Below are 26,387 nucleotides of genomic sequence, written 5' to 3'. Positions count from 1 at the left end.
TCATCGGCGCGGCCGGGTCGGCAGGCTGCCGGGGAGCACGCTGCTGGCCGTGGCCTGGTCGTAGACCCCGACCGCGGCCAGCCGGTCGGGTGCCCGCCGCCGCAGCCAGGCCGCCCACGCCAGCCCCGGCGCCATCGCGGCGAGGAAGACCGCCACGACGACGCCCCGTCCCGACCAGGCGGCACCGGCCAGCGCGCCGAGCAGCACCAGCAGCCCGCCGACCCCGGCGACCAGGCCGCCGACCGCCGGGAGCGCGGTCAGCTCACCGATCCGGTGGAGGAGGACCGGCATCGCCAGACAGGCCAGCACGTAGGCGACGACGTAGCCGAGCGCCGAGACGGTGAGCGCGGCGGTCAGCACCGTCCGCGGCGCACCGCCGGCGGCCAGCGCGACCACCGGCACGCCGACCACCGCCGGCAGGACGACGGCCAGCGCCACGTGCGGGGTCTGGAAGCGGGGATGGGTGCGCCCCAGCGCGGACGGGAGCACCCCCTCCCGACCCATGCAGAACAGCACCCTCCCCAGCGCGTTGGCCGAGCCGGTGACGCAGGCGAGGAAGGACGCCGCGATGCCGACGTCCAGCACCCGGCGCAGCAGGCCCAGGCCCTGCCGGTCGGCCAGCTCGGCCACCGGCACGGGACTGGTGAGCACGTCCAGCGGCGCGGCCCGCAGGAGCACCACCTGCGCCGCGGCGGCCGCGACGAGCAGCACCCCGGCCACCGCCGGCGTCCACAGCACCGCCCGGGGGACGGCGACCAGCGGCCGGCGGGCCTCGACGCCGAGGGTCGCCGCGCTCTCGAAGCCCATGAACGCGGTCACGCCGAGCACGACCCCCACGGCGACCGCGCCCCACGCAGCCCCGCCGTCCACCACGGCCCCCGCGCCGCCCGGCCCGCCGCGGGGGACCAGCAGGAGCACGCCGAGCACGGCCAGCACCACGCCGATGGAGACGACCTCGAGGGCCAGCGCGACCCGTGCCGACAGCTGGATGCCGCGGACGGTGCAGAACGCGGCCGCCGCTCCCAGCAGCGCGCCCAGCCCGGCGACGACCAGCGGGGAGGGCCGCAGCCCGAGCACCCCGGACAGGTAGACCGCCGCCCCGACCAGCGCGGCCGTGGCCACCGCGGCGTAGCCCACGAGCAGGCCCCAGCCGCCGACGAGCGCGCCCACGGGCCCCAGGCCCTTGGCGGTGTAGCTGTAGGTGCCGCCGACGGCGGCCATCCGCCGGCCGAACTGGGTCAGGCACCAGCCGACGAGCAGGACGAGTGCCGTCGCCGCGGCGAGCGCCGGCAGGGTCGCCGCGCCGGAGGTGACCAGCACGATGGAGGGCACGGTCACCATCGCCGCCGAGGGTGCGAGCGCGGAGACCGACTGGGCCAGGACCTCGGGGAAGCTCAGCCGTCGGGGCCGCAGCCCGGTCACCGGCGAAGAGACGGGCAGCGGGCCGGCCGGGGTCGGCCGGGAGGCGGCCCGGGATCCCCGCCCCATCGCCCACCAGCCCTTCCTCGGCCTCGCTGGTCGGGGAGCGTAACCAGCCCCGGCGTCGGCGAGGCACCTCCCGAATGAGAAAAGTGGAACCGGCCTCCCATTCGGGGTTACGCAGATGTTTCGACGGTGTTACGACGGTGTGACCGCATCCGCCGCTCCGGAGACCAAGGTGTATTGCGTCGTCCTCGCCCCGGCAGCACCGGGCTGCCGACCTCCGGAGGTGCGCATGGCCACCGTCTCCGACCCGCCACCCACCTCCGGCGGCCCGGCCGCCCGGGACCCCGGCGGCCCGGCCGCACCCGAGCGCCGTCTGCACGGCACCCTCGGCCCCGCCGGCATCGTCTTCATGGTGGTCGCCGCCGCGGCGCCGCTGACGGTCATCGCCGGCTCGGTGCCCATCGGCATCGCCGCGGGCAACGGCGCGGGCTACCCGGCCATGTACGTCGCCGCCGCCGTCGTGCTGCTGTTCTTCGCCGTCGGGTTCACCGCGATGACCCGCCACGTCCCCAACGCCGGGGCCTTCTACTCCTACATCGGCACCGGGCTGGGCCGCGGCGCCGGCCTGGGCAGCGCCCTCGTGGCGCTGATCAGCTACATCGCCGTGCAGGGCGCCGTCTACGGCTACATCGGCTACCTGATCGGCGACCTGGTGGCCGGCCACGGCGGGCCGGCCCTGCCCTGGTGGCTGTGGACCGCGCTGGTGCTGGCCGTCACCGGAGTGCTCGGCTACCGGCACATCGAGCTGTCCAGCCGGGTGCTCGCCGTCCTGCTGGTCGCCGAGGTCGGCATCGTGCTGGTGATGGACACCGCGGTGATCGGCCGGGGCGGTGGCCAGGAGGGGCTGTCCTCGGCGCTGGTCACCCCGGGCGACGTGCTCTCCGGCGCCCCCGGCATCGGGCTGATGTTCGCCATCGCCGGGTTCATCGGCTTCGAGGCGACCGCCATCTTCCGCGACGAGGCCCGCGACCCCGAACGCACCATCCCGCGGGCGACCTACGCCGCGCTGGTCATCATCGGGGTCTTCTACACGGTGTCGGCATGGGCCATCGTGAGTGCATGGGGCGACAGCCGCATCGTCGAGGAGGCCGCCGCCGACCCCGGCGGGATCGTGATCACGACCGCCCACCGGTACGTCGGGGCGGTCGCCGCCGACGTCATGCAGGTGCTCTTCGTGACCAGCCTGTTCGCCGCGATCCTGGCCTTCCACAACGTGCTGGCCCGCTACGTGTTCTCCCTGGGCAACACCGGCGTGCTGCCGGTCGCCTGCGGCCACAGCCACGCCCGGCACGCCTCGCCGCACGTCGCCTCCCTGGTGACGACGGCGATCGGCGTGGCGCTGATGGCCGTCTGCGCCCTCGCCGGGCTGGACCCGGTGCTGGAGGTCTTCACCTGGCTGGCCGGCATCGCCAGCGTCGGCATCGTCGTCCTCATGCTGCTGGCCTGCCTCGCGGTGATCGTCTTCTTCCGCCGCACCGGGCTCGACCGGCGGCCCTGGCACTCGTTGATCGCGCCCGCCCTGGGCCTGCTCGGGCTGGCCGCGATCCTCCTCCTGCTCGTCGACAACCTGCCGCTGCTGATGGGCGGCTCCACACCGCTCGGCGTCGGCGCCGGCGTGCTGCTCGCCGTCGCGCTGGCCGCCGGCTGGCTCGTCGCCGCGGCACGCCCGAACGCCGCCCGCGACCTCACCACGGCCTCCCCGGCCGACAACGCACCGCTGATCTGAGGAGAGATCGACATGACCCTCACCGCTGCCCAGTCCACCGCCACCCACCCGCTGTCCCGGCTGACGCCTGAGGAGATCACCGCCGCCCGCGAGGTGGTCGAGGCCGCCGGGCTCCTCGGCGAGAACACCAAGTTCGTCTACGTCGGCCTCGACGAGCCGCACAAGCGCGACGTCCTCGACTGGACACCCGAGCAGCCGATCGAGCGCCGGCTGCGGGTGCTGCTGCTGGACCGGGCCACCGGCGACGGCCGCGACCTCACCGTGTCGGTGACCCAGCGGTCCGTCGTCCGCGACGTCGCCCTCGACGCCGCCGCCGACGGGCAGGTGCCGATCCTGGACGCCGAGTTCGAGGCGATCGAGCCGATCCTGGCGCAGGACGAGCGCTGGGTCGCCGCCATGGCCAAGCGCGGCCTGGACGTCGCCGACGTGCGCGCCGTCCCCCTCTCGGCCGGCTCCTACTTCCCCGACGAGTACGGCCACCGCGTCGTGCGGGTGCTCGGCTTCGCCCAGTCCGACCCGGCCGACCTGCCGTGGGCCCACCCGGTGGACGGCGTGGTCGCCTACGTCGACATCACCCGCGGGGTGACCACCGCGGTGCACGACCACTTCGACCTGCCGGTGCCCGCCGAGCGCGGCGAGTGGGACTCCGACGCCCACCCGGCGCCGACCCGCGACCTCAAGCCGATCGAGATCACCCAGCCCGAGGGGCCGAGCTTCACCGTGGAGGACGACGTCGTCCGCTGGGCCGGGTGGGAGTTCCGGGTCGGGTTCGACGTCCGCGAGGGGCTGACCCTGCACCAGCTGTCCATCGACGGCCGGTCGGTGGTCTACCGGGCGTCGATCGCCGAGATGGTCGTGCCCTACGCCGACCCCTCACCGGTGCGCTTCTGGCAGAACTACTTCGACACCGGCGAGTACCTGTTCGCCCGCTACAGCAACTCCCTCGAGCTCGGCTGCGACTGCCTCGGCGAGATCCACTACTTCGACGCCACCATCGCCGACGAGGAGGGCGCGCCGAAGGTGATCCGCAACGCCATCTGCCTGCACGAGGAGGACTACGGCGTCGGCTGGAAGCACACCGACCTGTTCAACGGGATGGCCGAGACCCGCCGCTCGCGCCGGCTGGTGATCAGCTTCTTCACCACGATCGGCAACTACGACTACGGCTTCTACTGGTACCTCTACACCGACGGCACCATCCAGCTGGAGTCCAAGGCCACCGGGATCGTGTTCACCTCCTCCTACCGCGGCGACGAGCACCCCTACGCCACGGAGGTCGCCCCCGGGCTGGGGGCGCCGTTCCACCAGCACCTGTTCTCGGCGCGGCTGGACATGGCCGTGGACGGGCAGCGCAACACCGTCTACGAGGTGGACGCCGTCCGGGAGCCGGTCAGCGACACCAATCCCTACGGAAACTCCTTCCGCCGCCGGCTGACCCCGCTGACCCGCGAGTCCGAGGCCCAGCGGGTCACCGACGGCACGGTCGGGCGGACCTGGCACGTGGTCAACCCGTCGCGGACCAACCGGTTGGGCCAGCCGGTCGGCTACGCGCTGCACCCGGAGAACCTGCCGCTGATGCTGGCCGACGAGGAGTCCTCGATCCACCAGCGGGCGACCTTCGCCACCAAGAGCCTGTGGGTCAGCGAGTACGACCCGGCCGAGCGGTATCCGGCCGGCGACTTCGTCAACCAGCACCCGGGCTCCGGCGGCCTGCCGTCGTTCGTCGCCGACGACGCGCCGCTGGAGGACGCCGACGTCGTGCTCTGGCACACCTTCGGGCTCACCCACTTCCCGCGCCCGGAGGACTGGCCGGTCATGCCGACCGACTACGCCGGCTTCACCCTCAAGCCGGTCGGCTTCTTCGACCGCAACCCGGCGCTGGGGGTGCCCCGGTCGGCCTCGGCGCACTGCGCCTCGCACGAGGCGTGACGACGACCTCCGGCCGCTCCTCCGGCCGTGATCATGGGGTTGTGGCCGGCCGCCGCGGCGTGTCGCCCCGTGTCCCGTGCACCAACCCCATGATCACCTGGGAGGGAGCGGCCGGTCGGGTCGCGGCGGCGCTCGCGCTCGGGTCGGCGGCGGTGCACGTGGCGTCGCTGCACGCCGCCTCGCTCGGGTCCCTGGCCGCGGCCGGCATGGCGCTGGCCTGCCTGCCCTGCGCCTGGCACCTGTGGCGCGCGCCGTCCCGGTCGGTGTGGGCCACCACCGTGCTGCTCGACCTGGGCATGCTGGCCGTCCACGCGCCGACGACGAGCTCTGCCGGGCACGGGACGGTGCCGTGGCCGGGGCTGGTCCTGGTCACGGCGTCCCTGCTGCTCGGGCTGGTCGTGCTCACCGGCGCCGTCCGGACGGCGGCCGGCCGCCCGTGCGGCGCCGAGGCGGAGCAGACTGCCGGGCCATGAGCGCGACCGACGCCTTCCGGGCCGCCCGTGACCAGCTGCTCGCCCTGCGCGGGCAGCCCGACCGCGCGGTGGCCGAGTTCGGCTGGCCCGACCTGGGGAGGAGCTTCAACTGGGCGGTCGACTGGTTCGACGCCGTGGCCCGGGGCAACGACCGGCCGGCGCTGGTGCTCGCCGACGAGGACGGCGCGGTCACCACGCGGACCTTCGACGAGATGGCCCGCCGCTCCGACCGGGTCGCGGCCTGGCTCGCCGGGCAGGGCGTGCGCCGGGGTGACCGGGTGCTGCTCATGCTCGGCAACCAGGTCGAGCTGTGGGAGTCGATGCTGGCGATCACGAAGCTGGGCGCGGTGATCATGCCGACGACCACCGCCCTCGGCCCGGCCGACCTCGCCGACCGGGTGGCCCGGGGCCGGGGCCGGCACGTGGTCTGCGCGCCCGCCGACACCGGCAAGTTCACCGACGTCCCCGGCGACTACACCCGGATCAGCGTCGGCCCGGCCGACGGGTGGGCCGACCTGCACGACGCCGACACGCTCGACGCCGGGCCGGCCGCGCACCCGGGCACCGCGCCGGGCGACCCGCTGCTGCTCTACTTCACCTCGGGCACGACCTCGCGGCCCAAGCTGGTCGAGCACACCCAGGTCTCCTACCCGGTCGGGCACCTGTCGACGATGTACTGGCTGGGCCTGCGCCCGGGCGACGTGCACCTCAACGTCTCCTCGCCCGGTTGGGCCAAGCACGCCTGGTCCTGCTTCTTCGCGCCGTGGATCGCCGAGGCGACCGTCTTCCTGCACGCCTACACCCGGCTGGACCCGGGCGTCCTGCTGCAGCGCATCCGCGAGCACGGGGTGACCTCGTTCTGCGCTCCGCCGACGGTGTGGCGCATGCTCCTCACCAGCGACCTCTCCGGCGGCCCCGGCGCGCTGCGCGAGGTGGTCGGCGCCGGTGAGCCGCTCAACCCCGAGGTGGTCGAGCAGGTCCGGCGGGCGTGGGGGCTGACCGTCCGGGACGGCTACGGCCAGACCGAGACCACCGCGCAGATCGGCAACCCGCCCGACTGCGAGGTCCGGCCCGGCTCGATGGGGCGGCCGCTGCCCGGCGTCCCCGTGGTGCTCGTCGACCCGCTGACCGGGGAGCGGGTCGACGGACCCGGCGAGGGCGAGATCTGCCTGGACCTCTCGGCGTCGGGTGGGTCGGGGAGGCCGTTGCCGCTGATGACCGGCTACCAGGACGACCCGGAGCGCACCGCCGAGGCGATGGCCGGCGGCTACTACCACACCGGCGACATCGCCGGGCGGGACACCGACGGGTACATCACCTACGTGGGACGCACCGACGACGTCTTCAAGGCGTCGGACTACAAGATCAGCCCGTTCGAGCTGGAGTCGGTGCTCATCGAGCACCCGGCGGTGGCCGAGGCCGCCGTCGTCCCGGCGCCCGACCCGGTGCGCCTGGCCGTGCCGAAGGCCTACGTCGCCCTGGCGCCCGGGTTCGAGCCGACCGAGGAGACCGCGCAGGACATCCTGCGCTACGCCCGCGAGCACCTGGCACCGTTCCAGCGGGTGCGCCGCATCGAGTTCGCCGAGCTGCCCAAGACGATCTCCGGGAAGATCCGCCGGGTCGAGCTGCGCGGCCGCGAGGAGGAGCAGGCCGGCGCCCGGCCACGGCCGGGCGAGTGGCGCGACGACCAGTTCCCGGCACTGCGCAGCTGATCGGGAGGCGCGGCTGATCGGCAGGGGCGGCTGATCGGGAGGGACGACCACCGGGGCGGTGGCTCACCTGCCGGTGGTGCGGCGGCGGGCGACCCGGTCGACGACCCCGACGGCGCAGGCGCCCGCGAGCAGGCCGATGGCCAGCCCGGCGACGACGTCCTGGGCGTGGTGGACGTGGGCCGCGACCCGGGCCACCGCGATCAGGACCGCCCCGACCCCGACCGTCAGCCCCAGGGCCCGCCGGCGGGCGCCGACCAGCGCGGTCAGCAGGCCGGCCGCGGCGGCGTGGTCGGAGGGGAAGCCGTTGTCCGCCGGGTGCGGGAACAGCGGTGTCGACGCCGGATCGGTCACGAACGGCCTGGGGTCGACGTGCAGGGCGCCGGCGACGACGATCCCGGCCCCCACCAGAGCCAGGCCGAGCGCGGCCTGCCCGAGCATCGCGAGCCGGCCCGCCCGGTCGCGGGTCACCCACACCAGCGCCGCGACCAGGACCAGCCCGTAGAGCAGGTACCGGGCGGCGGCGACGACGAGCGCGCTCACGCGGGCGCCCGGTTGCGGTCCGACGCCGTCCCGCGCACGGCCGGCGACGCCCTGGCCGTGCAGCGGGCGAGGACGAACAGGCCGACCGCCAGCGTCGGCGCACCGACCAGCTGGGCGGTGGAGGCCAGCGGCCCCGGCGCGAGCCGCTCGGAGTACAGAGGGCCGGCCAGGACCGTCGACACGAGCGGTTCGAGCACGGTCATCACCGGCAGCGACGCGATGAGCGGGCCGGCCTGGAAGGCCCGTTGCGACTCGTAGACGGCGATGCCACCGACCACGACCAGCGCCGGCGTCGTCCAGCTCGTCGGCCAGGCGGCCGGCCGGAGGCCGACGAACTCCTTGAGCAGCAGCCCGGTGATCCCGAACCCCGTGCCGGCGGCGACCCCGAGCACCGTGGCCCGGGAGGGCGCGGTCGGACGGCGCGCCCACAGCATAGCGGCTCCCGCGACCAGCAGGGCGGCCAGCACGCACACGGCCAGCCCGGCCGGGGGCGCGGTGGCTCGGCCCCCCCGGGGATCGGCGGACGCGGTGAACAGGGCCAGCCCCACGACCACGACCCCGGCGGCCACCCACTGCCCGCGGTCGGGGAGCCGGCGGTCGGGGTGGCGGCGGTCGACGAGGGCGCCGAGCACCAGCCCGAAGACCAGCCCGGTGGACAGCAGGGGCGCGACGATGACCACGGGCCCGAACCGCAGGGCCAGCGCGTGCAGCACCAGGCCCAGGGCGGCGGCCGCCTGCCCGAGGAGCCAGGCCGGGTGCCGCAGCAGGCCGGCGGCGAACGACAGCGCCCCGCGGCCGCGCAGGGCGGGCGCGGCCGCGACGGAGTGCTGGAGCACCGTCGAGACGGCGTACGTCGCCGCCGAGGCCAGCGCCAGCAGGACGGCGGCGGCCATCAGCCGGCGCCCAGGTGGTCGCCGAGGCGGCGCACCGCCAGCCCGCGCCGGTCCAGCTCGCCGGCGAGCAGCGGCAGCGCGGCGACGGTCGACCGCCACGACCCCGCCCGGCTCGTGCAGTCGGAGTCGTGCAGCAGCACCGTCCCGCCGTCGTCCAGGGACCGGCACACGGTGGCCAGCACCGCGGCGGGCGGGCCGGCCTCCCAGTCGCGCCCCCACGCCGTCCACAGCACCGGGGTCAGCCCGAGCGCCGCCGCCGCGTGCAGGGAGCCGGCGGACAGCACGCCGTAGGGCGGCCGGAACCACCGCGGCCGGACCTCCGTGACGGCGGTGACCGCGGCGCACCCGGCCGCCAGGTCGCGTCGCACCCACCGCGGTGACCGGACCAGGTGGTTGGCGTGCACGTCGCCGTGCAGGCCGACCTCGTGGCCGGCCGCCACGACCGCCCGGGCCACGTCCGGGTGCCGGCGCACCTGGCGGCCGAGCAGGAAGAAGGTGGCCTGCCAGCCCAGCGCGTCGAGCGCGGCGAGCACCGCCGGGGTCCCGGCGGCGTCCGGGCCGTCGTCGAAGGTGAGCGCCACCCCGCCGGGCCGTCCCCGGCCGGCCAGCGACGGCCGCAGCGACCGCAGGGGTCCGCGCGCCGCGAGCGCGGGCAGCGCGTGCAGCGCGCCGCCGGCGAGCAGCGGTGCGACGACGCCGAGCGACCGCGCCCTCACGCCGCCCGTCCCGGACGCCGGGCGGCCGGGAGCACGGCCAGGACCAGGTCCGTGGGGTCCGCGACGGCCGGGAGCGTGCGCTCGCCGGCTGCGCGGGCCCACAGCAGCTCGCCCAGCTCGGCCGGCGTCCGGGCCCAGGGCGCCAGGCCGGCGGCGTCCAGCACCCGGGCGTTGGCCCGGCCGTGCCCGGGGATCGGCCGGTAGGTCACCGCGGGCAGACCGGCCACGTACGCCTCGGTGAAGGACAGGCCCCCGGCGTTGTGGACCAGGACGTCCGCGACGTGCACCAGCCGGTGCACGTCGGTCCGCCAGCCCAGGGCCACCACCCCCGGCGCGCCGCCGACCCGCCGCCGCAGCGCCGCGTTGCGACCGCAGAGCACCAGCGGCGTGAACCCGGCCGCCGCCACGTCCCGCACCGAGGGCAGCAGGTCGCCCAGGCCCAGCGACCCGGCGACCAGCAGGGCCACCGGCCGGCCCGGCGGCAGGCCGAGGTCGCCGCGCAGGTCGGCCAGCTCCGCCGGGCCGGGCACCTGCGCGAAGCGGGCGGGGACCAGCGGCCCGGCGACGTCGAGGTGTGCTCCGTAGTGGGCGGCGCCCTGGCCGGCGGTGGCCGCGGTGACGGCCGCGTGGACGTCGACCGCCGGGTGCAGCCAGCTGGTGTGCACCGCGGGGTCGGTGACGTAGGTGACCACCGGCGCGGCCAGCCGCCCTGCGGCCCGCAGCGCCCCGAGGACCTGGCCGGCGAGGGGGTAGGTGGACACCACCACGTCCGGATCCACGTCGCCGACCCAGCCGGCCACCGTGTCCTCGGCCATGGCGCACAGCCGCTGCTCGGCCCGCCACAGCAGGCCGTGCTGCTCCAGGCGCCGGAAGAGGAACTCGAAGGCCGCCGGGGCGTACCCGACGGTCCCGGCGTAGCCGTCGCGCAGCAGGCGGGCGACCGGCCGCGGCAGCGCGTCGAGCAGGTCGCGCACGCAGGCGACGGCTCCGGCACGGCCCAGGCGGTCGGCGAGCTCCCGCGCGGCACCGTCGTGCCCGGCGCCGACGCTGCCGCTGACGACGAGCACCCGCGCTCCCGCAGCCGCGGGCGACCGGGGCGCCTCCACCACCGGTGCGACCATGGACGACCACCTCCTGGGTCCGGCCCCCCATGCTGGGCAGCGCGACCCCACCGACCGGCCAGCCGCGGGTTAGCGGCGGGTGAACACCGCCGGCCGGCGGCTACGTTGGGGCCGTGGCTGACCTGCTCGTGGTCGAGGACGACGAGACGATCGGCGCCGCGCTCACCTCCGGTCTGCGCAGCCACGGCCACTCCGTCTCCTGGCAGCGCACCGCCCGCGGCGCGCTGGAGGCGGTCGCCGGCCGCCGGTTCGACCTGGTGCTGCTCGACCTGGGCCTGCCCGACCTCGACGGGGTGGAGGTGTGCCGCCGGGTCCGGGCGGCACAGCCGACCGCGGTGATCGTGGTGCTCACCGCCCGCACCGAGGAGATGGACGTCGTGGTCGGCCTCGAGGCCGGGGCCGACGACTACCTGACCAAGCCGTTCCGGTTCGCCGAGCTGCTCGCCCGCGTACGCGCCCACCTGCGGCGCAGCGCGGCGCTGCCCCCGGCGCACACCGTGCTCACTGTCGACGCGCTGGTCGTCGACGTCGCCGCCCGGCGGGTCACCGTCAGCGGCGCCGAGGTGGCGCTGCGCACCAAGGAGTTCGACCTGCTGGCCCGGCTGGTCGCCGACGCCGGCACCGCGCTCAGCCGCGAGACCCTCATGGCCGACGTGTGGGACGCGCACTGGTTCGGCTCCACCAAGACCCTCGACGTCCACGTGGCCGCGGTGCGGCGCAAGCTCGCCGCGGCGGGCGGCTCGGGGGCGCCGCGGATCACCACCCTGCGGGGGCACGGCTACCGGCTCGAGCCGTCGTCCGGCTGACCTCCCAGGGACCCTGGGCACACTGCGCACCGTGCGCAGACGCATCGTCGGGCTCAGCCTGCTCGCGGCGGTGTTGGCGATCACCCTGTTCGGCGTCCCGCTGGCCTACGGCGCCTCCCAGTACCTCCTCGGCGACGAGCGCACCGAGGTCGAGCAGTCGGCCGACGTCGGCGCGATCGCCGCCGCCGTCGACCTCGTCCGCGGCCGCACCCCCACCCACCTGCACGCGCTGCGGGACGACATCACCGTCGCCCTCTACGTCGACGGCGCGCTGCGGTCGGGCTCCGGCCCGCCGCGGCAGGACGGCGTGGTGCGGCGGGCGGCCGGCGGCGAGGTGGCCAGCGCGGACGACGTCGACGGCCAGCTGGTCGTGGCCGTGCCCGTGACCGACGGCGCCGGAGTCCTCGGCGTCGTCCGCGCCGCCAGCGACTACTCCGCGGTGCGGCTGCGGATCGTCTCCGCCTGGGGGTCGATGCTCGCCCTCGGCCTGGGCGCGGTCCTGGTGACCTGGCTGCTCGCCCGGCGGCAGGCGCGCCGGCTGGCCGGCCCGCTGGAGGCGCTGGCGGCGAGTGCCCAGCGGCTGGGCAACGGCGACTTCAGCGTGCGCACCACCCCCAGCGACATCCCGGAGATCGACGCCGCCGGGGACGCGCTCACCACGACCGCACGCCGGATCGGCGAGCTGGTCCGGCGCGAGCGCGCCTTCTCCGCCGACGCCTCCCACCAGCTGCGCACCCCGCTCACCGGGCTGCGGCTGGAGCTGGAGACGGCCCTGGAGCTGCCTCCCGACCGGCAGCGCGCCGCGCTGGCGGCGGCGATCGGGTCGGCCGACCGGCTGCAGCGCACCATCGAGGACCTGCTCGAGCTGGCCCGCGACACCCGGCCCCAGGGGGCGCTGCTGCCGACGGCGGACCTGCTCGCCGAGTGGACCGCCGTGTGGGCTCCGGTGCTGGCCGCGCAGGGACGGGCCCTGCAGGTGCACGTGGAGGACCAACTGCCCGAGAGCCGGGCGTCGGCGGCCGCGGTCCGCCAGGTGGTCGCCGTGCTCCTGGACAACGCCGCCACGCACGGCGCCGGCACCGTCTCGCTCGCCGTCCGCGACGCGGGCGCGGCACTGGCCGTCGACGTCGGGGACGAGGGGGCCGGGCCGGCCGACGTCGAGGCGCTGTTCCGGCGGCGGGCCGAGAGCGCCACCGGCCACGGCATCGGCCTGGCCCTCGCCCGCAGCCTGGCCGAGGCCGAGGGCGGCCGGCTGGGTCTGACCCGGGCCCGGCCCCCGCTGTTCACCCTGCTGCTGCCGGCCACCGCCGAGCCGCCGCCCGGGTGAGGCCGCGGACTCTCAGCCGTCCGGTCGGCGCACGACCCGGCGCGCTGCCCCCTCCGTCGGGACGACCAGATCCTCCGTCGGGACGACCAGCCGCTCCCCGGAGGTCGGGGCGAACCGGCCGACGACCCACTCGGCCAGCATGTACACCACCAGCCCCGGCGCGATCACCAGCGCCGGCGGGACGACCAGCGGCGCGGCCAGCACCGAGATGGCGAGGACGCCGGGAGCGCTGTGCGCCCAGCCCGGCCGCCGCAGCGGGCTGGCCAGCGCCCCCCACCGGACGCCGGTCCACATCAGCCACCGGCGCAGCACCGGGACGCCGGCCTCGCGCATGACCCGCCGGAACAGCCCGTCGGCCTCCCGCGAGGTGACCACCCCCGACCGGATGCCCTCGGTGCACAGCCAGTCGTGCAGGATCGCGGCCCGCGTGTAGGCACCGAACCGCGGGACCAGCCAGGCGACCAGCCGGGGCACCGTGGCCAAGTCGGTGCGGAAACCGGCCGGGACGAAGAACCGGTCGCGGTCGCCCCGGTAGACCAGCGGGTCGACGACCGCCCACGTCGACGCGTCGACCTGCCGGACGAGCAGCGCGGCGGACTCGAAGGGCACACCCGGATGCTGTCAGGCCCGACACGCGGCCGCGCCGCGGCGAGCCCGGGCGGAGCCCGCGACGCCGGTGTCCGCGCCCGGACACCGGGTAGCCCGGAGGGCATGAGCGAGCCTTTCGGGATCGAGGCGCAGGGCGACCACCAGTACGTCGTCCGCCTGCGGGGCGAGGTCGAGGAGGTGGAGTCCTGGGTCGAGCTGTCCCCGGACCTCCTCGACCGCATCGGCGTCGCCGAGGACGACGAGGAGGCGGTCGTCCGGCACACCGTCCGCTTTCTGCTGCGCCACCAGGACGTGCCGGACTTCCCCCGCATCGTCGATCTCGAGGACGTCATCGCCAGCTATCCGGACTACCTCGACGACTTGCCCCGCTGACCGGGGGACGACGTCACGGCGGCCCGTGGCGGAGGTCGGCGTCGGCGGTGAAGTCGGCGGGGAAGTCGGTGGTCATGTCCCCGAGCAGCAGGGCGCGGTAGGTCGCGGTCGCCGCCTCCTCCAGGTTCAGCGCCCGCCGGAAGGCCGTCCCGACGTCGGGGCCGACGGTGGAGCAGCCGTGGTGCGAGAGCACGACGCAGTCGTGCTCCCGGGTCTGCTCGGCGGCGGCGTCGGCGAGCTCGTCGGAGCCGTTCGGGAGGAACTGGACCGTCCCCACGGAGCGCACGTAGACCGCGTGGTCGAGGGTGAGCAGCCGGATGCGGTGGCCGAGGGCGTCGACCAGGACGGCGTGCTGCGGGTGCAGGTGGACGACGGCGCCCACGTCCGGTCGCACGAGGTAGGTGCGCTGGTGCAGCTTCCACTCGCTCGACGGCCGCGCCGCTCCCCCGACGACCTCGCCGTCCAGGGTCACCACGCTGAGGTCCGCGGGCGTGAGCCGGTCGAGCCAGGTGCCGGCCGCGGTCACCACGAACTCGGCCGCGCCGGGCAGCCGGGCGGACAGGTTGCCGCCGCTGGCCAGCACCAGGCCGCGCTCGACCGCCAGGCGGCCCACCTCGACCAGCTGGTCGACGGCCTCGCCCCGGGTCCTGGGCGCCCTCATCCGGCGAAGTAGGAGGCCATGTCGCCCGGCGCGAACCGGCCGCGGTCGGTGACCACGACGCTGACGAAGCGCGGGGGCGTGACGTCGAAGGCCGGGTAGACCCCCGTCGCCCGCTCCGAGGCGGTGCGCCGGCCCAGGCAGTGCAGCACTTCCCGGCCGTCACGGTCCTCCAGCTCGACGGCGGCGGCCGTGGGCGCCTGGCGGTCGGGCGCCTGCACCAGCGCCACGAACGGCACGCCGAAGGCGTGCGCCGCGACGGCGATCTGCAGCGTGCCGATCTTGTTGACCACCGCGCCGTCCATCGTCACCCGGTCGGCGCCGGTGACGAGGACGCTCACCTCGCCCCGGCTCATCAGGTGCGCGGCCGCGCCGTCGGTGATCAGCCGGGTGGCCACGCCCATCTCGGCCAGGCTCTCCGCGGTCAGCCGGGCGCCCTGCAGGTAGGGCCGGGTCTCGGTGCACACCGCGTCGATCCGTTTGCCCGAGCGCAGCACCGCCGCCACCGTCTCGGTCAGGTAGGCGTCGGCCCAGCAGTGGGTCAGCACCGTGGCGCCGTCCGGGACCAGCGCGGCGGCGTGCTCGCCGAGGCGCCGGTAGCCGGCCCGGCAGCGGTCCTCGAGGTCACGGGCGGCCCGCTCGACCGCGGGGCCCAGCGGCTCGCCGGCGTCCACGGTGGCCGCGGCGACGGCGAGCAGCTCCGCGACGACGTCCCGGATGCCGTTGTTCGTCGGCCGGGTGGCGACCAGCCGGCGGCCGGCGGCGGTCACGAGCTCCCGCCGCGCCCGTGCGGTGGGCAGCCGGTCGGCCTCGCGAGCGGCCAGCGTCATCCCGCCGGCCGCGGCGAACAGCGGGCCGAGGCTCTGGGTGACCATGTCCTCGATCGCCTCGGCCACGTCCTCGTACGAGCGGCAGGTCACCCAGGCGCGCTCGAAGGGGAACACGCGGCGGTCGAGGATCCGCACGGCGTCCGGCTCGACCACCACGCTCTGCCCGACGAGCGTCGGGACGGTGACGTCCGCCGTGATCATCGTCGAGTGGCTCGCCGACACGCCGCAGACGCTAGCCACTCGACGATGACCACGGCGGGGTGCGGCCGCTCATGTGCCGGTGATGTGCTCGGGGCGGATGGGCACCCGGCGCAGCGGCCGGCCGGTCGCGGCGCGGACGGCGGCGGCCACCGCCGGGCCGGAGGAGATCGTCGGCGGCTCCCCCACCCCGCGGACGCCGTAGGGCGCGTGCGGGTCGGCGTACTCGAGCACCTCCACCCGCATCGGCGGCACGTCGAGGACGGTCGGCAGCAGGTAGTCGGTGAACGACGGGTTGCGCACGTGCCCGTCGGTGACCACGACCTCCTCCATCAGCGCCAGCCCCATGCCCTGGGCCGACCCGCCGTGGATCTGGCCGACGACGGCATCGGGGTTGATCGCCTTCCCGACGTCCTGGGCGGTGTCGAGGGCGACCACCTTGACCAGGCCGAGCTCGACGTCGACGTCGACGACCGCCCGGTGCGCGGAGAAGGCGAACTGCACGTGCGCGTCGCCCTGGCCGGTCTCCGGGTCGACGGCGTGGGTGGGCCGGTGCCGCCACTCGACGGTCTCCTCGACCGCGTCGCCGCCGAGCACCTCGGCCAGGTCGGCGAGCACCTCGCCGGAGGAGCCGACGACCTTGTCCCCGTCCAACCGGAGAGCGGCCGGGGAGAGCCCGAGCGCGACCGCGGCCCGCTGCAGCACCGCCGTCCGCACCGCCCCGCAGGCCGCCTGGACCGCCCCGCCGGTCACGTAGGTCTGCCGGGACGCCGACGTCGAACCGGCCGAGCCGACGGTGGTGTCGGCCGGGACGACGACGACCCGCTCCACCCCGAGCTCGGTGCGGGCGATCTGCTGCTGGACGGTGACCAGCCCCTGGCCGACCTCGGCGGCCGCGGTGTGCACCGACGCGACCGCCTCGCCGCCGGTCACCTGCAGCCGCACGCGGGCGGTGGAGTAGTCGTCGAAGCCCTCGGAGAAGCCGACGTTCTTCATCGTCACGGCGTAGCCGACGCCGCGGCGCACGCCCTCGCCGTGGGTGGTGTTGCCGACCGCGCCCGGCAGGGACCGGATGTCGGCGGTGTCCGCGGGTGGGGGCAGCGGCAGGTCGGCCACCCGCTGCAGCAGCTCGGCGACCGGGGCGGGCGAGTCGACGGCCTGGCCGGTGATGGTGCGCTCGCCCTCGCGCAGGCCGTTGCGCCGGCGGATCTCCACCGGGTCGACGCCGACGGCGTCGGCCAGCTCGTCCATGAGCGCCTCGTGGGCGAAGGCGGCCTGCACGCAGCCGAAGCCGCGCATCGCCCCGCACGGCGGGTTGTTGGTGAACACCCCGTAGGCGTCGACCGCCACCGACGGGATGCGGTACGGCCCCAGGCCGAGCAACCCGGCGTTGCCCACCACCGCCGCCGTCGACGAGGCGTAGGCGCCGCCGTCGAGCAGCACGTGCGCCCTGGCGTAGACCAGCGTGCCGTCGCGCTCGGCGCCGAACTCGTAGGTCATCGTCGCCGGGTGGCGGTGCACGTGGCCGTAGAAGGACTCCTCGCGGCCGTAGCTCATCTTCACCGGCCGGCCGGTGCGCAGCGCCAGCAGGCAGGCGTGCACGTGCACCGAGAGGTCCTCGCGGCCGCCGAACGCCCCGCCGACGCCGGCGAGGGTCAGCCGCACCTTCTCGGGCGGCATGCCCAGGGCCAGGCACACCTGCCGCTGGTCGATGTGCAGCCACTGGGTGGCGACGTAGAGGTCGACGCCGCCGTCCTCGGCCGGGACGGCGAGCCCGGACTCCGGGCCGAGGAAGGCCTGGTCCTGCATGCCGACGCAGAAGTCCAGGCTGACCACGACCGGCGCGGTGGGGTCGGGGTCGCCGCGGCGCAGGCGCTGGTGGCGGACCAGGTTGCCGCCGGGGTGCACCCGCGGGGCGTCGTCGTCCAGGGCGCGGCGGGGGTCGGTGAGGGCCGGCAGCACCTCGTAGTCGACCCGGATCCGCGCCGCCGCGCGGCGGGCGGTCTCCGGGTGGTCGGCGGCGACCAGCGCCACCGGCTCCCCCACGTAGCGGACGACGTCGGCGGCCAGCACCGGTGAGTCGGCGTGCTCGAGGCCGTAGGCGTTCTCGCCGGGGACGTCGTCGGCGGTGAGGACGGCGGTCACCCCGGGCACGGTGAGCGCCTCGGCGACGTCGATCCGGCGGATGCGGGCCGACGGGTGCGGGCTGCGCAGCGTGACGCCCCAGACCATGTCGTCGTGCCACAGGTCGCTGGCGTAGGCGTACTCGCCGGTGACCTTGAGCGTGCCGTCGGGACGCTGCGCGCTCTCGCCGATCCGGCCGGTCTGCCGGGCCGTGGCCTCGGTGGTGGTCATCGGGCGGCCTGCCTCGCCGCGGCCAGCCGCACGGCGTCGAGGATCTTCTCGTAGCCGGTGCAGCGGCACAGGTTGCCGGCCAGCGCCTCGCGGATCTCCGGGTCGGAGGGCTCCGGGACCCGCTCGAGCAGGTCGGAGGCCATGACGACCAGCCCGGGCGTGCAGAAGCCGCACTGGACGGCGCCGGCCTCGACGAAGGCCTCCTGCACCGGGTGCAGCCGGCCCCCCTCGGCCAGCCCCTCGACGGTGGTGACCTCCCGGCCGGTCGCCTGCCCGGCGGCGACCAGGCAGGCGCACACCGGCTCCCCGTCGAGGTAGACGGTGCACGAGCCGCACTCGCCCTGCTCGCAGGCGTTCTTCGCGCCGGGCAGGCCCAGCCGCTCGCGCAGCAGGAAGAGCAGGCTCTCCCCCGGCCAGACGTCGTCGGCGGTGCGCTCGGTGCCGTTCACGGTGGTGGTGACCCGCATCAGGCCGCCCTCCTCAGGTCGTCCCAGGCCCAGGTCGCGGCGCGGCGGGCCATCACCGCCAGCGAGTGCCGGCGGTAGGCCGCACTCCCGCGGACGTCGTCGATGGGCGAGGCGGCGTCGGCCACCCGCCGTCCGAACTCGGCGGCGAGGGTCTCGGGCAGCGGGGTCCGCGCGGCCCAGTTCAGCTCGCCGGCGAGGAACTGCCCGGCCTCGGGCGCCCGCCGCGGCGTCGGCGCCGCCGACCCGATGCCGGTGCCCACCTCCTGCCGGTCGGGGTGCAGGGCGAGGGCGAAGGCCGACACCGCGATCACCATGGCGTTGCGGGTGCCGACCTTGCAGTACTGCTGCGGCCCGGCGGCCTCCGGCACGAGGACGGCGGCGATCAGCTCGTCGGGTTCGAGGACGCTGCGCTTGACGCCGGCGAAGAAGTCGGCGACCGGGACCCGGCGGGCGCCCCGGGCCGCGGAGACCAGCTCGACCTGCGCGCCGGCGGCCAGCAGCGGCGGGTGCGCGTCGCCGGCCGGGGACGCCGAGCCGAGGTTGCCGCCGACCGTGCCGCGCGCCCGGATCTGCGGCGAGCCGACGGTGCGCGCGGCCATCGCCAGGCCGGGGAGCCGGTCGCCCAGCTCGCCGATCACCCGGGCGTAGGGGACGCCGGCGCCGAGGCGGACCACCCCGTCCGCGAGCGTCCACTCGCGCAGCTCGGGGACGCGGGTCAGGTCCAGCAGCGCACCCGGGCGGCGGCGGTCGAAGTTCAGCTCGACCATCACGTCGGTGCCGCCGGCGATCGGCAGCGCGTCGGGCCGCTCGGCCCGCGCCGCCAGCGCGTCGTCCCACGACGACGGCTGCAGGAAGTCCATCGCCCCTCCTCGCCCATCGCGCCCGGTGTGCACGGGGACCGTGCACCAAGGACGTGACGAGCAGGAAACAGCCCGTGGCGCGTGGTGACAAGCACCCGCGTGAGCGACCGGCGGCTGGCCCTCCTGCAGGGTCCCGCCGCAGGCCCCGTCCCGGGTCCCGGCCTGAGCCCTGACGGCCCCCTTGCAGGGTCCCGCCACGAGCCTGCGAGTGGTGGGGGGCAAGGGGGTCCTTCATGGGGAGGACGGGGTCCTCCGTCAGCCCGGCGCGACGCCGGAGAGGTGCAGGCTCGCCATCATGTCGTCGAGGACGACGACGGCGCGCTCGTGGTCGCCGCCGGGCAGCTCGACGGCGTCGGCCAGCAGGGTCCGGCCGCCCAGGTCGACCGCGTAGGTCGTGATGCGGGTGCCCTCCGGGTACAGGCCGGGGCCGGTGACCAGCTCGGCCCGCAGCGCCGGCCGGCCGGCCACCTCCAGCGCCGTCCGGACCACCTCGTCGGGGTTCGGCGCGGTCGCCTCGGCGAAGGTGCGGTCCGCCACGTCGAGGGTGACCGGCGCGGTCCGGACGTCGGAGGCCTCGGGGACGACGAACTCCTCCGGCCCGAACCAGCTGCAGGCGGGCAGCACGCCGTCCTCGTTGGTCGTCCAGTCGGCGGGGTAGGCGACCGGATAGCCGGTGGCGCCGGTGCAGGACGCGGTGTCCGCCGTCCCCTGGGCGACGACCGCGGCCGGCTCCACGACCGCGGCCGGCTCCGCGGCGGCGACCGCCCGCGGCGCCGGCTCGGCGGCCGGGGACCCGCAGGCGGCCAGCCCCAGGAGCGGAGCGGCGGCAGCGGTGGCGCGGAGGAGGCGGCGCACGGTCGGGACGTCCTCCAGAGAAGGGTCGGCAGACCCCACTCCCCTGCCCGGCGGGCACCCGTGCCGAACACGCCGGACGCGATCGATGCCGGATCGCGACGTTCCCCGCCCACCCCGACACCTCGCGCCCTGAGCGACGTCGGAGCCGGCACCGGCGGTCGGAGCACGCCCTCACGTGCGCGGTTCGCATCCGACCGGCTGCCTCGGCTCGTCGAGCAACGGAGTCGGGGCACGGAGCGGCACGGAGACGGGTGCGGCGGCCGGAACCGACAGGGGTGCGCCGTCCACGACGACGGTCACCGGCCCCTCGCCGCGCGTCAGCGTGACCGTGGTGCCCTCCCGCGTCGTCTCGACGCGGAGCAGCCTGCCGCGCCAGGTGACGGAGTAGGCGGTGCGCGAGAGCGAGGACGGCAGCAGGGGCGCGATCTCGAGGTCCTCGTGGTCCTCCCGCAGCCCGCCGAGGCCGGCGGCGAACGCCAGCCACGTCCCTCCGAGCGAGGCCAGGTGCAGCCCCTTGGCGGTGTCGCCCTGGACGTCGCGCAGGTCCACGAGGGCGGACTCCCGCAGGTAGCGCAGGGCGAGGTCGGGGTGCTGCGCCTGGGCGCACACGACCGCCTGGACGGCGGCCGAGAGCGAGGAGTCCCGGACGGTGCGCGCCTCGTAGTAGTCCAGGTCGCGCGCCACCTCCTCGGCCGTGAAGTCGTCGCGGCACCACCACAGCGCCTGGACGAGATCGGCCTGCTTGAGCACCTGCCGCCGGTAGAACTTGGCGTAGTGCTGGTGCTCCTGGACCGGGTAGGAGTCGCGTTTGTCCTCGAACCGCCACTCCCGGTAGGTCGTGAAGTTCTCGTTCATCGGGTGCACGCGCAGGCCCTCGTCCCACGGGACGTGGACGGCGTCGGCCGCGGACCGCCAGGCGGAGGTCTCGGCGGAGTCCACGCCCAGCTCCGACGCGCGCGCCGGCAGCCTCCGGCACGCGTCGGCGGCGCGCAGGAGGTTGCGCCGGGCCATGAGGTTGGTGAAGACGTTGTCGTCGACGACCCCGGTGTACTCGTCCGGCCCGGTCATGCCGAACAGGTGCCACCCGCCGGCCGCGTCCTCGTGGCCCATGGACATCCACAGCCGCGCCGTCTCGACGAGCACCTCCAGGCCCCCGACGGAGTCGAGATCCTCGCCCGTGACGTTGCGGTGGAGCCAGAAGGCGCGGGAGATGTCGGCGTTGACGTGCATCGCCGCCGTGCTGGCAGGCCAGTACGCGGAGACCTCACGCCCGCTGATGGTGCGCCACGCGAAGGACGCGCCCTGCAGCCCCAGCGTCTCGGCACGCTCGCGAGCGAGGTCGAGCGTGGTGTAGCGCCACCGCAGCAGGCGTGCCGCCGCGTCCGGGTGCAGCAGCGTCAGGGCGGGCAGGACGAACCCCTCGACGTCCCAGAAGGTGTGGCCGCTGTAGCCCGTGCCGGTCAGTCCCTTGGCGCCGACCGGGGCACCGGAGATGCAGGCGGCGGAGGAGAACAGCTGGAAGACGGCGTAGCGCAGCGCCTGCTGCAGCTCGGGGTCGCCGTCGACCTCGACGTCCGCCGCCGCCCACAGCTCGTCGAGCACGGCCCGCTGACCGGCGAGCAGACCCTCCCACCCGAGGTCGAGTGCGGAACTCACGGCGGCCGATGCCTCCCCGACGAGAGAGTCGGGTCCGGCGTCGTGCGACCAGCTGTACCCGACGGCCTTGACGATCGTGAGGCTCTCCCCGGGGAGCAGGTCGGCGGCGACCGTGGTGACGACGTGGTCCTGGTCGACGTGTGTGCTCACCCGCCCGCCGTCACTCTCCCCGCCGTTGATCTCCCCGCCGTCGATGTCCCCGCCGTCGATGTCATGGCCGACCGCGGCGGCGGCCGTGATGCCCGACCGGCGCGTCCGTGACGCGAGGGCGCCACCGGTCGCCGCGCGGACGTGGACGAGCGGCTCGAAGGCGTCGTCCAGGGCCTCTGCGACCCGCGGGTCGTCGTTGTCCACGCCCGTGGGCATGACCTCCTCGGCGACCAGCTCGGACCGCACGACGACGTGCGCGGGCCCGTCCAGGGCGCGGACCTCGTACCGCACGGCGCAGACCGACCGCTCCGCGAAGGAGACGATCCGCCGCGAGGACACCTCCAGCGACGTGCCCGACAGCGCGGTCCAGCGCACGCGGCGGTCGAGCGTGCCGGCGCGCAGGTCCAGCGTGCGTTCGTGGACCTGCGGCTCGACCTGGCGCACGTCGAGCGGGACGCCGTCGACGAGGAGGCGCAGCGGCGTGCCGTCGGCGACGGGGATCATCGCCTGCCCCTCCTCGGGGTGCCCGTAACCGCTCTCGGGATAGGACAGCGGATGCGTCTCGTAGACCCCGGACAGGTAGGTGCCACGCACGGCACAGGGCTCGACCTCGTCGAGCGTCCCCCGGATCCCGACGTAGCCGTTCGAGAGGCTGAAGACGGACTCGGCGACCGCGAGCGTCTCGGGATCCACGTGCGGCTCGCGAACCAGCCACGGGGCGGTGTCGAGAGTCGGAGCGGTCACGGGTGGTCCTCGCGTCGTCGGAGAGCGGGTGGGCGTCCCGCTCCCTGTCCTACCCGGTCGGCGCGCCCCGACGCGATCCGGGGCGGCGGCCTCAGCCGGCCCGGGTGATGCGGTCGAGCGCCGGGGCCGGCACCGGGGAGTTCGCGCCGAGGTAGGCGGTGAACGCGTCGAGGTCGATCGGCCCGGTGACCGCGTTCGTCCCGCCGGTGAGCACGGAGAAGCCGTCCCCGCCGCCGGCGAGGAAGTTGTTCACCGTGACCCGGTACACGCCCTCCGGCGGAACCGGGGTGCCTCCGATCCGCAGCGAGGAGTCGACGACCCGGGTGCCGGTGCACGGGTCCGCCCCCGCCGCCGCGGGCGTGCCCGCGGGGTCGACCGAGTAGGTGACGCCCGCCGAGGCGTAGAGCACCCGACCCACCTGGTACTGCTGCTCGAGCAGGCAGTTCAGCTGGGCGCCGGTCAGGTCCAGCGTGACCAGGTTGTTGGCGAACGGCTGGACGGTGAACGCCTCCTCGTAGGTGACGTCACCGGCGGCCAGGTCGGCGCGCACGCCGCCGGGGTTCATGAACGCCGCGACCGCGCCCGCCTCGTCGTCGGTGGCGGCGAGCTGGGCGTCGGCGATGACGTTGCCGAGCGGCGACTCGGCGCCGTCCAGCGGGTCCTCCTGCACCCGGGTGAGGTCGACCGCGGCCGAGCCGACCACCTCGGCGGCGATGGGGCCGAGGACCTCGCGGTAGTGGGCGATCAGCGCGGTCTGGGCGGGGTCGGCTGCGACGTCGCGGGTGACGATCCGGTTGTCGGCGACGGCGTCGACCACGTCGCCGGTGATCCGGTCCACCGACAGGTCGACGTCGGTGACCAGCCGGCCGTTGGAGGCGGCGCTGGTGACCCGCTTGCCGTCGATCTCGCAGTCGTACGCCTGGTGGGTGTGCCCGCTGAGGACGACGTCGATCGCGTCGGACATGCCGTGGGCGATGTCGACGATCGGCCCGGTGAGCCCGTTGCAGCCGTCGACGTCCCAGGCGTCCGGGCCGGTCTGCTGCCCGCCCTGGTGCAGCAGGACGACGATCGCCTCGACGCCCTGCTCCTTCAGCTCGGCGGCGTAGCGGTTGGCGGTTTCCACCTCGTCGGCGAAGGTGAGCCCGGCCACGCCCTGCTGGCTGACGATCGACCCGGTGCCCTCGAGGGTCATCCCGATGAAGCCGATCTCCACGCCCTGCACCCGCCTGACCGCGTACGGCGGCAGCAGCGGCTGGCCGGTGTCGGTGACGAAGGCGTTGGCCGACAGGTACTGGAAGTCCGCGCCGTCGTAGGGCGTGCCGTCGGCGCAGCCGTCCACCGGGTGGCAGCCACCGTTCTGGATGCGCAGCAGCTCCGCGGCGCCCTCGTCGAACTCGTGGTTGCCGACGCTGGCGTAGTCGAGGCCGGCCAGGCCGAGCGCCTCGATGGTCGGCTCGTCGTGGAAGGCCGCCGAGAGCAGCGGCGAGGCCCCGATCAGGTCGCCGGCGGCGACGGTGACCGTGTTGCCCTCCCGCTGCGCCTGGGTGAGCGCGGCCAGCTGGGTCGCGAGGTACTCGACCCCGCCGGCGTCCACGGTCACCGGCGTGCCGTCCGGGTTCACGCCGGTCTGGATGCGCCCGCCCGAGCCGGTGGGCGGCTCCAGCGCGCCGTGGAAGTCGTTGAGCGCCAGCAGCTGCACCTCGACCGGCTCGGGACCGGAGGACTGCGCGGTCGCGGGCGCCGCGGCGGCCACGCCCAGGGCGGCCAGCGTGGTCGACGCGGCGGCCGCGACGCTCAGGCGGCGGAGGACGGTCGTCTGCATCAGCTCTCCCGGCGGTGGTGGTCCCGAACCGTGGACCCACCGTGGTGGGGCCGAACCGGCCCGTCAAGCCGGGGACCCGGTCAGCCGGTGCGCTCCTCGACCATCCGGGCGGCGACGCGGCGGATCCGACCGGCCTGCCGGGAGAGCACCAGGTCCAGCACCCGGTCGACCGGCGGCACCTCCCCGAGCCGGGCCAGCCCCATCCACCGCGGGACGGCGACGGTGCGCGACCAGCGGGCGCCCAGGCAGCCGGCGACCTGGTCGGCCACCCGCTCGGTGCGCACGCCCGGGGACAGCCGGCCGCGGGCGTCGGCGTCCGACGCCGGCGGGGAACCGTGCCCGCGGGCCAGCCACTCGGTCGCCACCGGGCCGGGGTTGACGGTGTGCACCCGCACGCCCCGGGCGGTCACCTCCCGCCGCAGGCCCTTGACGAAGCCCTGCACGCCGGCCTTGGTGGCCGAGTACACCGTCAGCGGCGGCACCTGCGACCAGGCGGCGGCGGAGGCGACGGTGACCACGTCGGCCCGGCCCTCCCGCGCCGCGGCCGCCAGCAGGGAGGGCAGCGCGATGCGGGCGAGGTCGACCACGCCGGTCAGGTTGACCGCGACCAGGCGCTCGACGACGTCGCCGGGCATGTCCTCCACCAGGCCGGCCCAGCCCAGCCCGGCGTTGAGGACGACGGCGTCGAGCCGGCCGTGCTCGTCGAGGACGCGGTCGACCAGCCGGGCCCGGTCGGCGGCGTCGGCGACGTCGGCCACCACCGGGATGACGCCGGGCAACCCGCCGACGGCCGCGGCCAGCCGGTCGCCGCCCCGGGCGCAGGTGACCACCCGGGCGCCGTCCCGGGCCAGGCGTTCGACGGTGCTGCGGCCGATGCCGGCGCTGCCGCCGGTCACCAGGACGACCCGGGTCGCGCTGCTCGGACTCATGCCGCTTCCCTACCCACGGGCGAGGTCCCGTGCCCGCTACCGCGGGCGAGGTCCCGTGCCCGCGCATCGAACCGACGGGCGGTGGGCATGGGCCCGGCATGCACCTGCCCGAACCCCGGGGCCCGTTCACCCGCGCCCTCCGCGCCGACCTGACCGCCGGCGCGCTGTCCCCCGCCACCGTCGACCTCGCCCGGCGGACGGCGGCCACCTGCACCGACCCGCTCGGCGACGAGGACCTGCAGCTGGCCCTGGCCGTCTGCTACGAGCTGCACTACCGCGGCTTCGCCGAGGTCGACGACGCGTGGGAGTGGGACCCGGAGCTGATCGGGCTGCGTGCACACCTGGAGCGGCGGCACACCGAGGCGCTGCGCGCCCTGGTCGGCGACCTCGAGGGAACCGACGAACCGGTCGACCGGCAGCTGAGCGCGCTCGTCGCCGCCGACGACGGGCCCTCGCTGTCGTCGTTCATGGCCCGCCGCGGCGACCTCGAGCAGTGGCGCGAGTACCTGACCCTGCGCTCGGTCTACCACCTCAAGGAGGCCGACCCGCACACCTTCGCCGTCCCGCGGCTGTCGGGGCGGGCCAAGGCGGCCATGGTCGAGATCCAGGCCGACGAGTACGGCGGCGGCGCTCCGGGGCGCATGCACAGCGAGCTGTTCGCCGGGCTGATGCGCGACCTCGGCCTCGACGCCGCCTACGGCGCGCTGTGGGACGCCGCCCCCGCGGCGGCGTTCGCCTCGGTGAACACCATGTCGCTGTTCGGCCTGCACCGCCGCTGGCGGGGCGCCGCGCTCGGGCACCTCGCCGCGGTCGAGATGACCTCCTCGGAGCCGTCCCGCCGGTACTCGGCCGGGCTGCGCCGGCTGGGCTTCGACGAGTCGACCACCGTCTTCTACGACGAGCACGTGGAGGCCGACGCCGTCCACGAGCAGATCGCCGCGGTGGACGTGTGCGGCTCGCTGGTGGCCGAGGAGCCCGACCTCGCCGGCGACGTCCTCTTCGGTGCCGCGTGCGCGCTCGCCGTCGACGGGCTGGCCGCCACGCACTTGCTCGGCGCCTGGGAGGCCGGCCGCTCGGGCCTGCGCGGGCAGCGGCCGCTGGCCGCCTGATCAGCATCGGCGTCCCGGCTGCACATCGGGGATCGGCTGCCGAAA

Annotated in this window: 23 protein-coding genes; 8 read left to right on the top strand and 15 right to left on the bottom strand. The window is 75.8% G+C overall.

Annotation, left to right across the window (positions count from 1 at the left end):
- Window positions 1-1,422: an APC family permease gene (locus tag DQ238_RS04430; protein ID WP_158550713.1), complete on the bottom strand. Its 1,422-nt coding sequence runs from the start codon at window positions 1,420-1,422 to the stop codon at window positions 1-3.
- A 292-nt stretch (window positions 1,423-1,714) separates the two neighbouring features.
- On the opposite strand from DQ238_RS04430, the gene DQ238_RS04425 reads away from it, so the two are divergent.
- The 4 genes from DQ238_RS04425 to DQ238_RS04410 all read left to right on the top strand — a co-directional run bounded on the left by DQ238_RS04425 (window position 1,715) and on the right by DQ238_RS04410 (window position 7,325).
- Entirely contained in the window at window positions 1,715-3,211 is a 1,497-nt protein-coding gene (locus tag DQ238_RS04425; RefSeq protein WP_113780096.1) for an APC family permease, read from the top strand.
- 12 nt (window positions 3,212-3,223) lie between these two features.
- Window positions 3,224-5,140, top strand: coding sequence for a primary-amine oxidase (locus DQ238_RS04420; RefSeq protein WP_113780095.1), 1,917 nt, complete (start codon window positions 3,224-3,226; stop codon window positions 5,138-5,140).
- 89 nt (window positions 5,141-5,229) lie between these two features.
- Entirely contained in the window at window positions 5,230-5,613 is a 384-nt protein-coding gene (locus DQ238_RS04415; RefSeq protein ID WP_147263007.1) for a hypothetical protein, read from the top strand.
- Window positions 5,610-7,325, top strand: a complete 1,716-nt coding sequence (locus tag DQ238_RS04410; RefSeq protein ID WP_113780093.1) for an AMP-binding protein — start codon at window positions 5,610-5,612, stop codon at window positions 7,323-7,325. The genes DQ238_RS04415 and DQ238_RS04410 overlap by 4 nt, the downstream gene beginning before the upstream one ends.
- A gap of 63 nt (window positions 7,326-7,388) precedes the next feature.
- On the opposite strand, the gene DQ238_RS04405 is transcribed toward DQ238_RS04410, so the two are convergent.
- Genes DQ238_RS04405 through DQ238_RS04390 form a run of 4 tightly spaced genes read right to left on the bottom strand, consistent with a single transcriptional unit; the run spans window position 7,389 to window position 10,595 of the window.
- The gene (locus DQ238_RS04405; RefSeq protein WP_113780092.1) at window positions 7,389-7,865 is read right to left on the bottom strand and encodes a phosphatase PAP2 family protein; all 477 of its coding nucleotides are present in this window, start codon (window positions 7,863-7,865) and stop codon (window positions 7,389-7,391) included.
- The gene (locus tag DQ238_RS04400) at window positions 7,862-8,758 is read right to left on the bottom strand and encodes a DMT family transporter (RefSeq protein ID WP_113780091.1); all 897 of its coding nucleotides are present in this window, start codon (window positions 8,756-8,758) and stop codon (window positions 7,862-7,864) included. The genes DQ238_RS04405 and DQ238_RS04400 overlap by 4 nt, the downstream gene beginning before the upstream one ends.
- Window positions 8,758-9,474: a polysaccharide deacetylase family protein gene (locus DQ238_RS04395; RefSeq protein WP_199506125.1), complete on the bottom strand. Its 717-nt coding sequence runs from the start codon at window positions 9,472-9,474 to the stop codon at window positions 8,758-8,760. Before DQ238_RS04395 ends, DQ238_RS04400 begins: the two co-directional genes overlap by 1 nt.
- Window positions 9,471-10,595 (bottom strand): hypothetical protein, encoded by a 1,125-nt coding sequence (locus DQ238_RS04390; protein ID WP_113780089.1) that lies wholly within the window; start codon window positions 10,593-10,595, stop codon window positions 9,471-9,473. The genes DQ238_RS04395 and DQ238_RS04390 overlap by 4 nt, the downstream gene beginning before the upstream one ends.
- A gap of 113 nt (window positions 10,596-10,708) precedes the next feature.
- On the opposite strand from DQ238_RS04390, the gene DQ238_RS04385 reads away from it, so the two are divergent.
- Window positions 10,709-11,401, top strand: a complete 693-nt coding sequence (locus tag DQ238_RS04385; protein WP_113780088.1) for a response regulator transcription factor — start codon at window positions 10,709-10,711, stop codon at window positions 11,399-11,401.
- Window positions 11,402-11,432: 31 nt separating this feature from the next.
- Complete coding sequence (locus DQ238_RS04380; protein ID WP_113780087.1) at window positions 11,433-12,728, top strand: HAMP domain-containing sensor histidine kinase; 1,296 nt, start codon at window positions 11,433-11,435, stop codon at window positions 12,726-12,728.
- A 12-nt stretch (window positions 12,729-12,740) separates the two neighbouring features.
- Here the strand turns inward: DQ238_RS04380 and DQ238_RS04375 are convergent, their stop codons facing one another.
- Entirely contained in the window at window positions 12,741-13,337 is a 597-nt protein-coding gene (locus tag DQ238_RS04375; protein WP_113780086.1) for a DUF1353 domain-containing protein, read from the bottom strand.
- A 102-nt stretch (window positions 13,338-13,439) separates the two neighbouring features.
- Between DQ238_RS04375 and DQ238_RS04370 the strand changes: the two genes are divergently transcribed.
- Complete coding sequence (locus DQ238_RS04370; protein ID WP_113780085.1) at window positions 13,440-13,709, top strand: hypothetical protein; 270 nt, start codon at window positions 13,440-13,442, stop codon at window positions 13,707-13,709.
- Between the two features lie 13 nt (window positions 13,710-13,722).
- Here the strand turns inward: DQ238_RS04370 and DQ238_RS04365 are convergent, their stop codons facing one another.
- From DQ238_RS04365 to DQ238_RS04325, 9 genes are all read right to left on the bottom strand, one after another.
- Entirely contained in the window at window positions 13,723-14,370 is a 648-nt protein-coding gene (locus DQ238_RS04365; RefSeq protein WP_113780084.1) for a class II aldolase/adducin family protein, read from the bottom strand.
- Window positions 14,367-15,419 (bottom strand): s-methyl-5-thioribose-1-phosphate isomerase, encoded by a 1,053-nt coding sequence (locus tag DQ238_RS04360; protein WP_233495694.1) that lies wholly within the window; start codon window positions 15,417-15,419, stop codon window positions 14,367-14,369. Before DQ238_RS04360 ends, DQ238_RS04365 begins: the two co-directional genes overlap by 4 nt.
- Window positions 15,420-15,467: 48 nt before the next feature.
- Complete coding sequence (gene pucD, locus DQ238_RS04355) at window positions 15,468-17,750, bottom strand: xanthine dehydrogenase subunit D (protein WP_113780083.1); 2,283 nt, start codon at window positions 17,748-17,750, stop codon at window positions 15,468-15,470.
- The gene (locus tag DQ238_RS04350) at window positions 17,747-18,217 is read right to left on the bottom strand and encodes a (2Fe-2S)-binding protein (RefSeq protein ID WP_113780082.1); all 471 of its coding nucleotides are present in this window, start codon (window positions 18,215-18,217) and stop codon (window positions 17,747-17,749) included. Before DQ238_RS04350 ends, pucD begins: the two co-directional genes overlap by 4 nt.
- Window positions 18,217-19,077: a xanthine dehydrogenase family protein subunit M gene (locus tag DQ238_RS04345; RefSeq protein ID WP_113780081.1), complete on the bottom strand. Its 861-nt coding sequence runs from the start codon at window positions 19,075-19,077 to the stop codon at window positions 18,217-18,219. The genes DQ238_RS04350 and DQ238_RS04345 overlap by 1 nt, the downstream gene beginning before the upstream one ends.
- Window positions 19,078-19,332: 255 nt before the next feature.
- Window positions 19,333-19,932 (bottom strand): hypothetical protein, encoded by a 600-nt coding sequence (locus DQ238_RS04340; RefSeq protein ID WP_113780080.1) that lies wholly within the window; start codon window positions 19,930-19,932, stop codon window positions 19,333-19,335.
- A gap of 171 nt (window positions 19,933-20,103) precedes the next feature.
- Window positions 20,104-22,482, bottom strand: coding sequence for a glycoside hydrolase family 65 protein (locus DQ238_RS04335; RefSeq protein WP_113780079.1), 2,379 nt, complete (start codon window positions 22,480-22,482; stop codon window positions 20,104-20,106).
- Window positions 22,483-22,573: 91 nt separating this feature from the next.
- On the bottom strand, window positions 22,574-24,304 hold the full coding sequence (locus DQ238_RS04330; RefSeq protein WP_113780078.1) for a bifunctional UDP-sugar hydrolase/5'-nucleotidase: 1,731 nt from the start codon (window positions 24,302-24,304) through the stop codon (window positions 22,574-22,576).
- Between the two features lie 80 nt (window positions 24,305-24,384).
- Entirely contained in the window at window positions 24,385-25,233 is an 849-nt protein-coding gene (locus tag DQ238_RS04325; protein ID WP_113780077.1) for an SDR family oxidoreductase, read from the bottom strand.
- 98 nt (window positions 25,234-25,331) lie between these two features.
- On the opposite strand from DQ238_RS04325, the gene DQ238_RS04320 reads away from it, so the two are divergent.
- Window positions 25,332-26,342, top strand: a complete 1,011-nt coding sequence (locus DQ238_RS04320; protein ID WP_113780076.1) for an iron-containing redox enzyme family protein — start codon at window positions 25,332-25,334, stop codon at window positions 26,340-26,342.
- Window positions 26,343-26,387 lie beyond the last annotated feature (45 nt).

This window comes from Geodermatophilus sp. TF02-6 (assembly GCF_003319115.1).
Lineage (GTDB): Bacteria > Actinomycetota > Actinomycetes > Mycobacteriales > Geodermatophilaceae > Geodermatophilus.
This window is presented reverse-complemented; position numbering and strand designations above follow the sequence as displayed.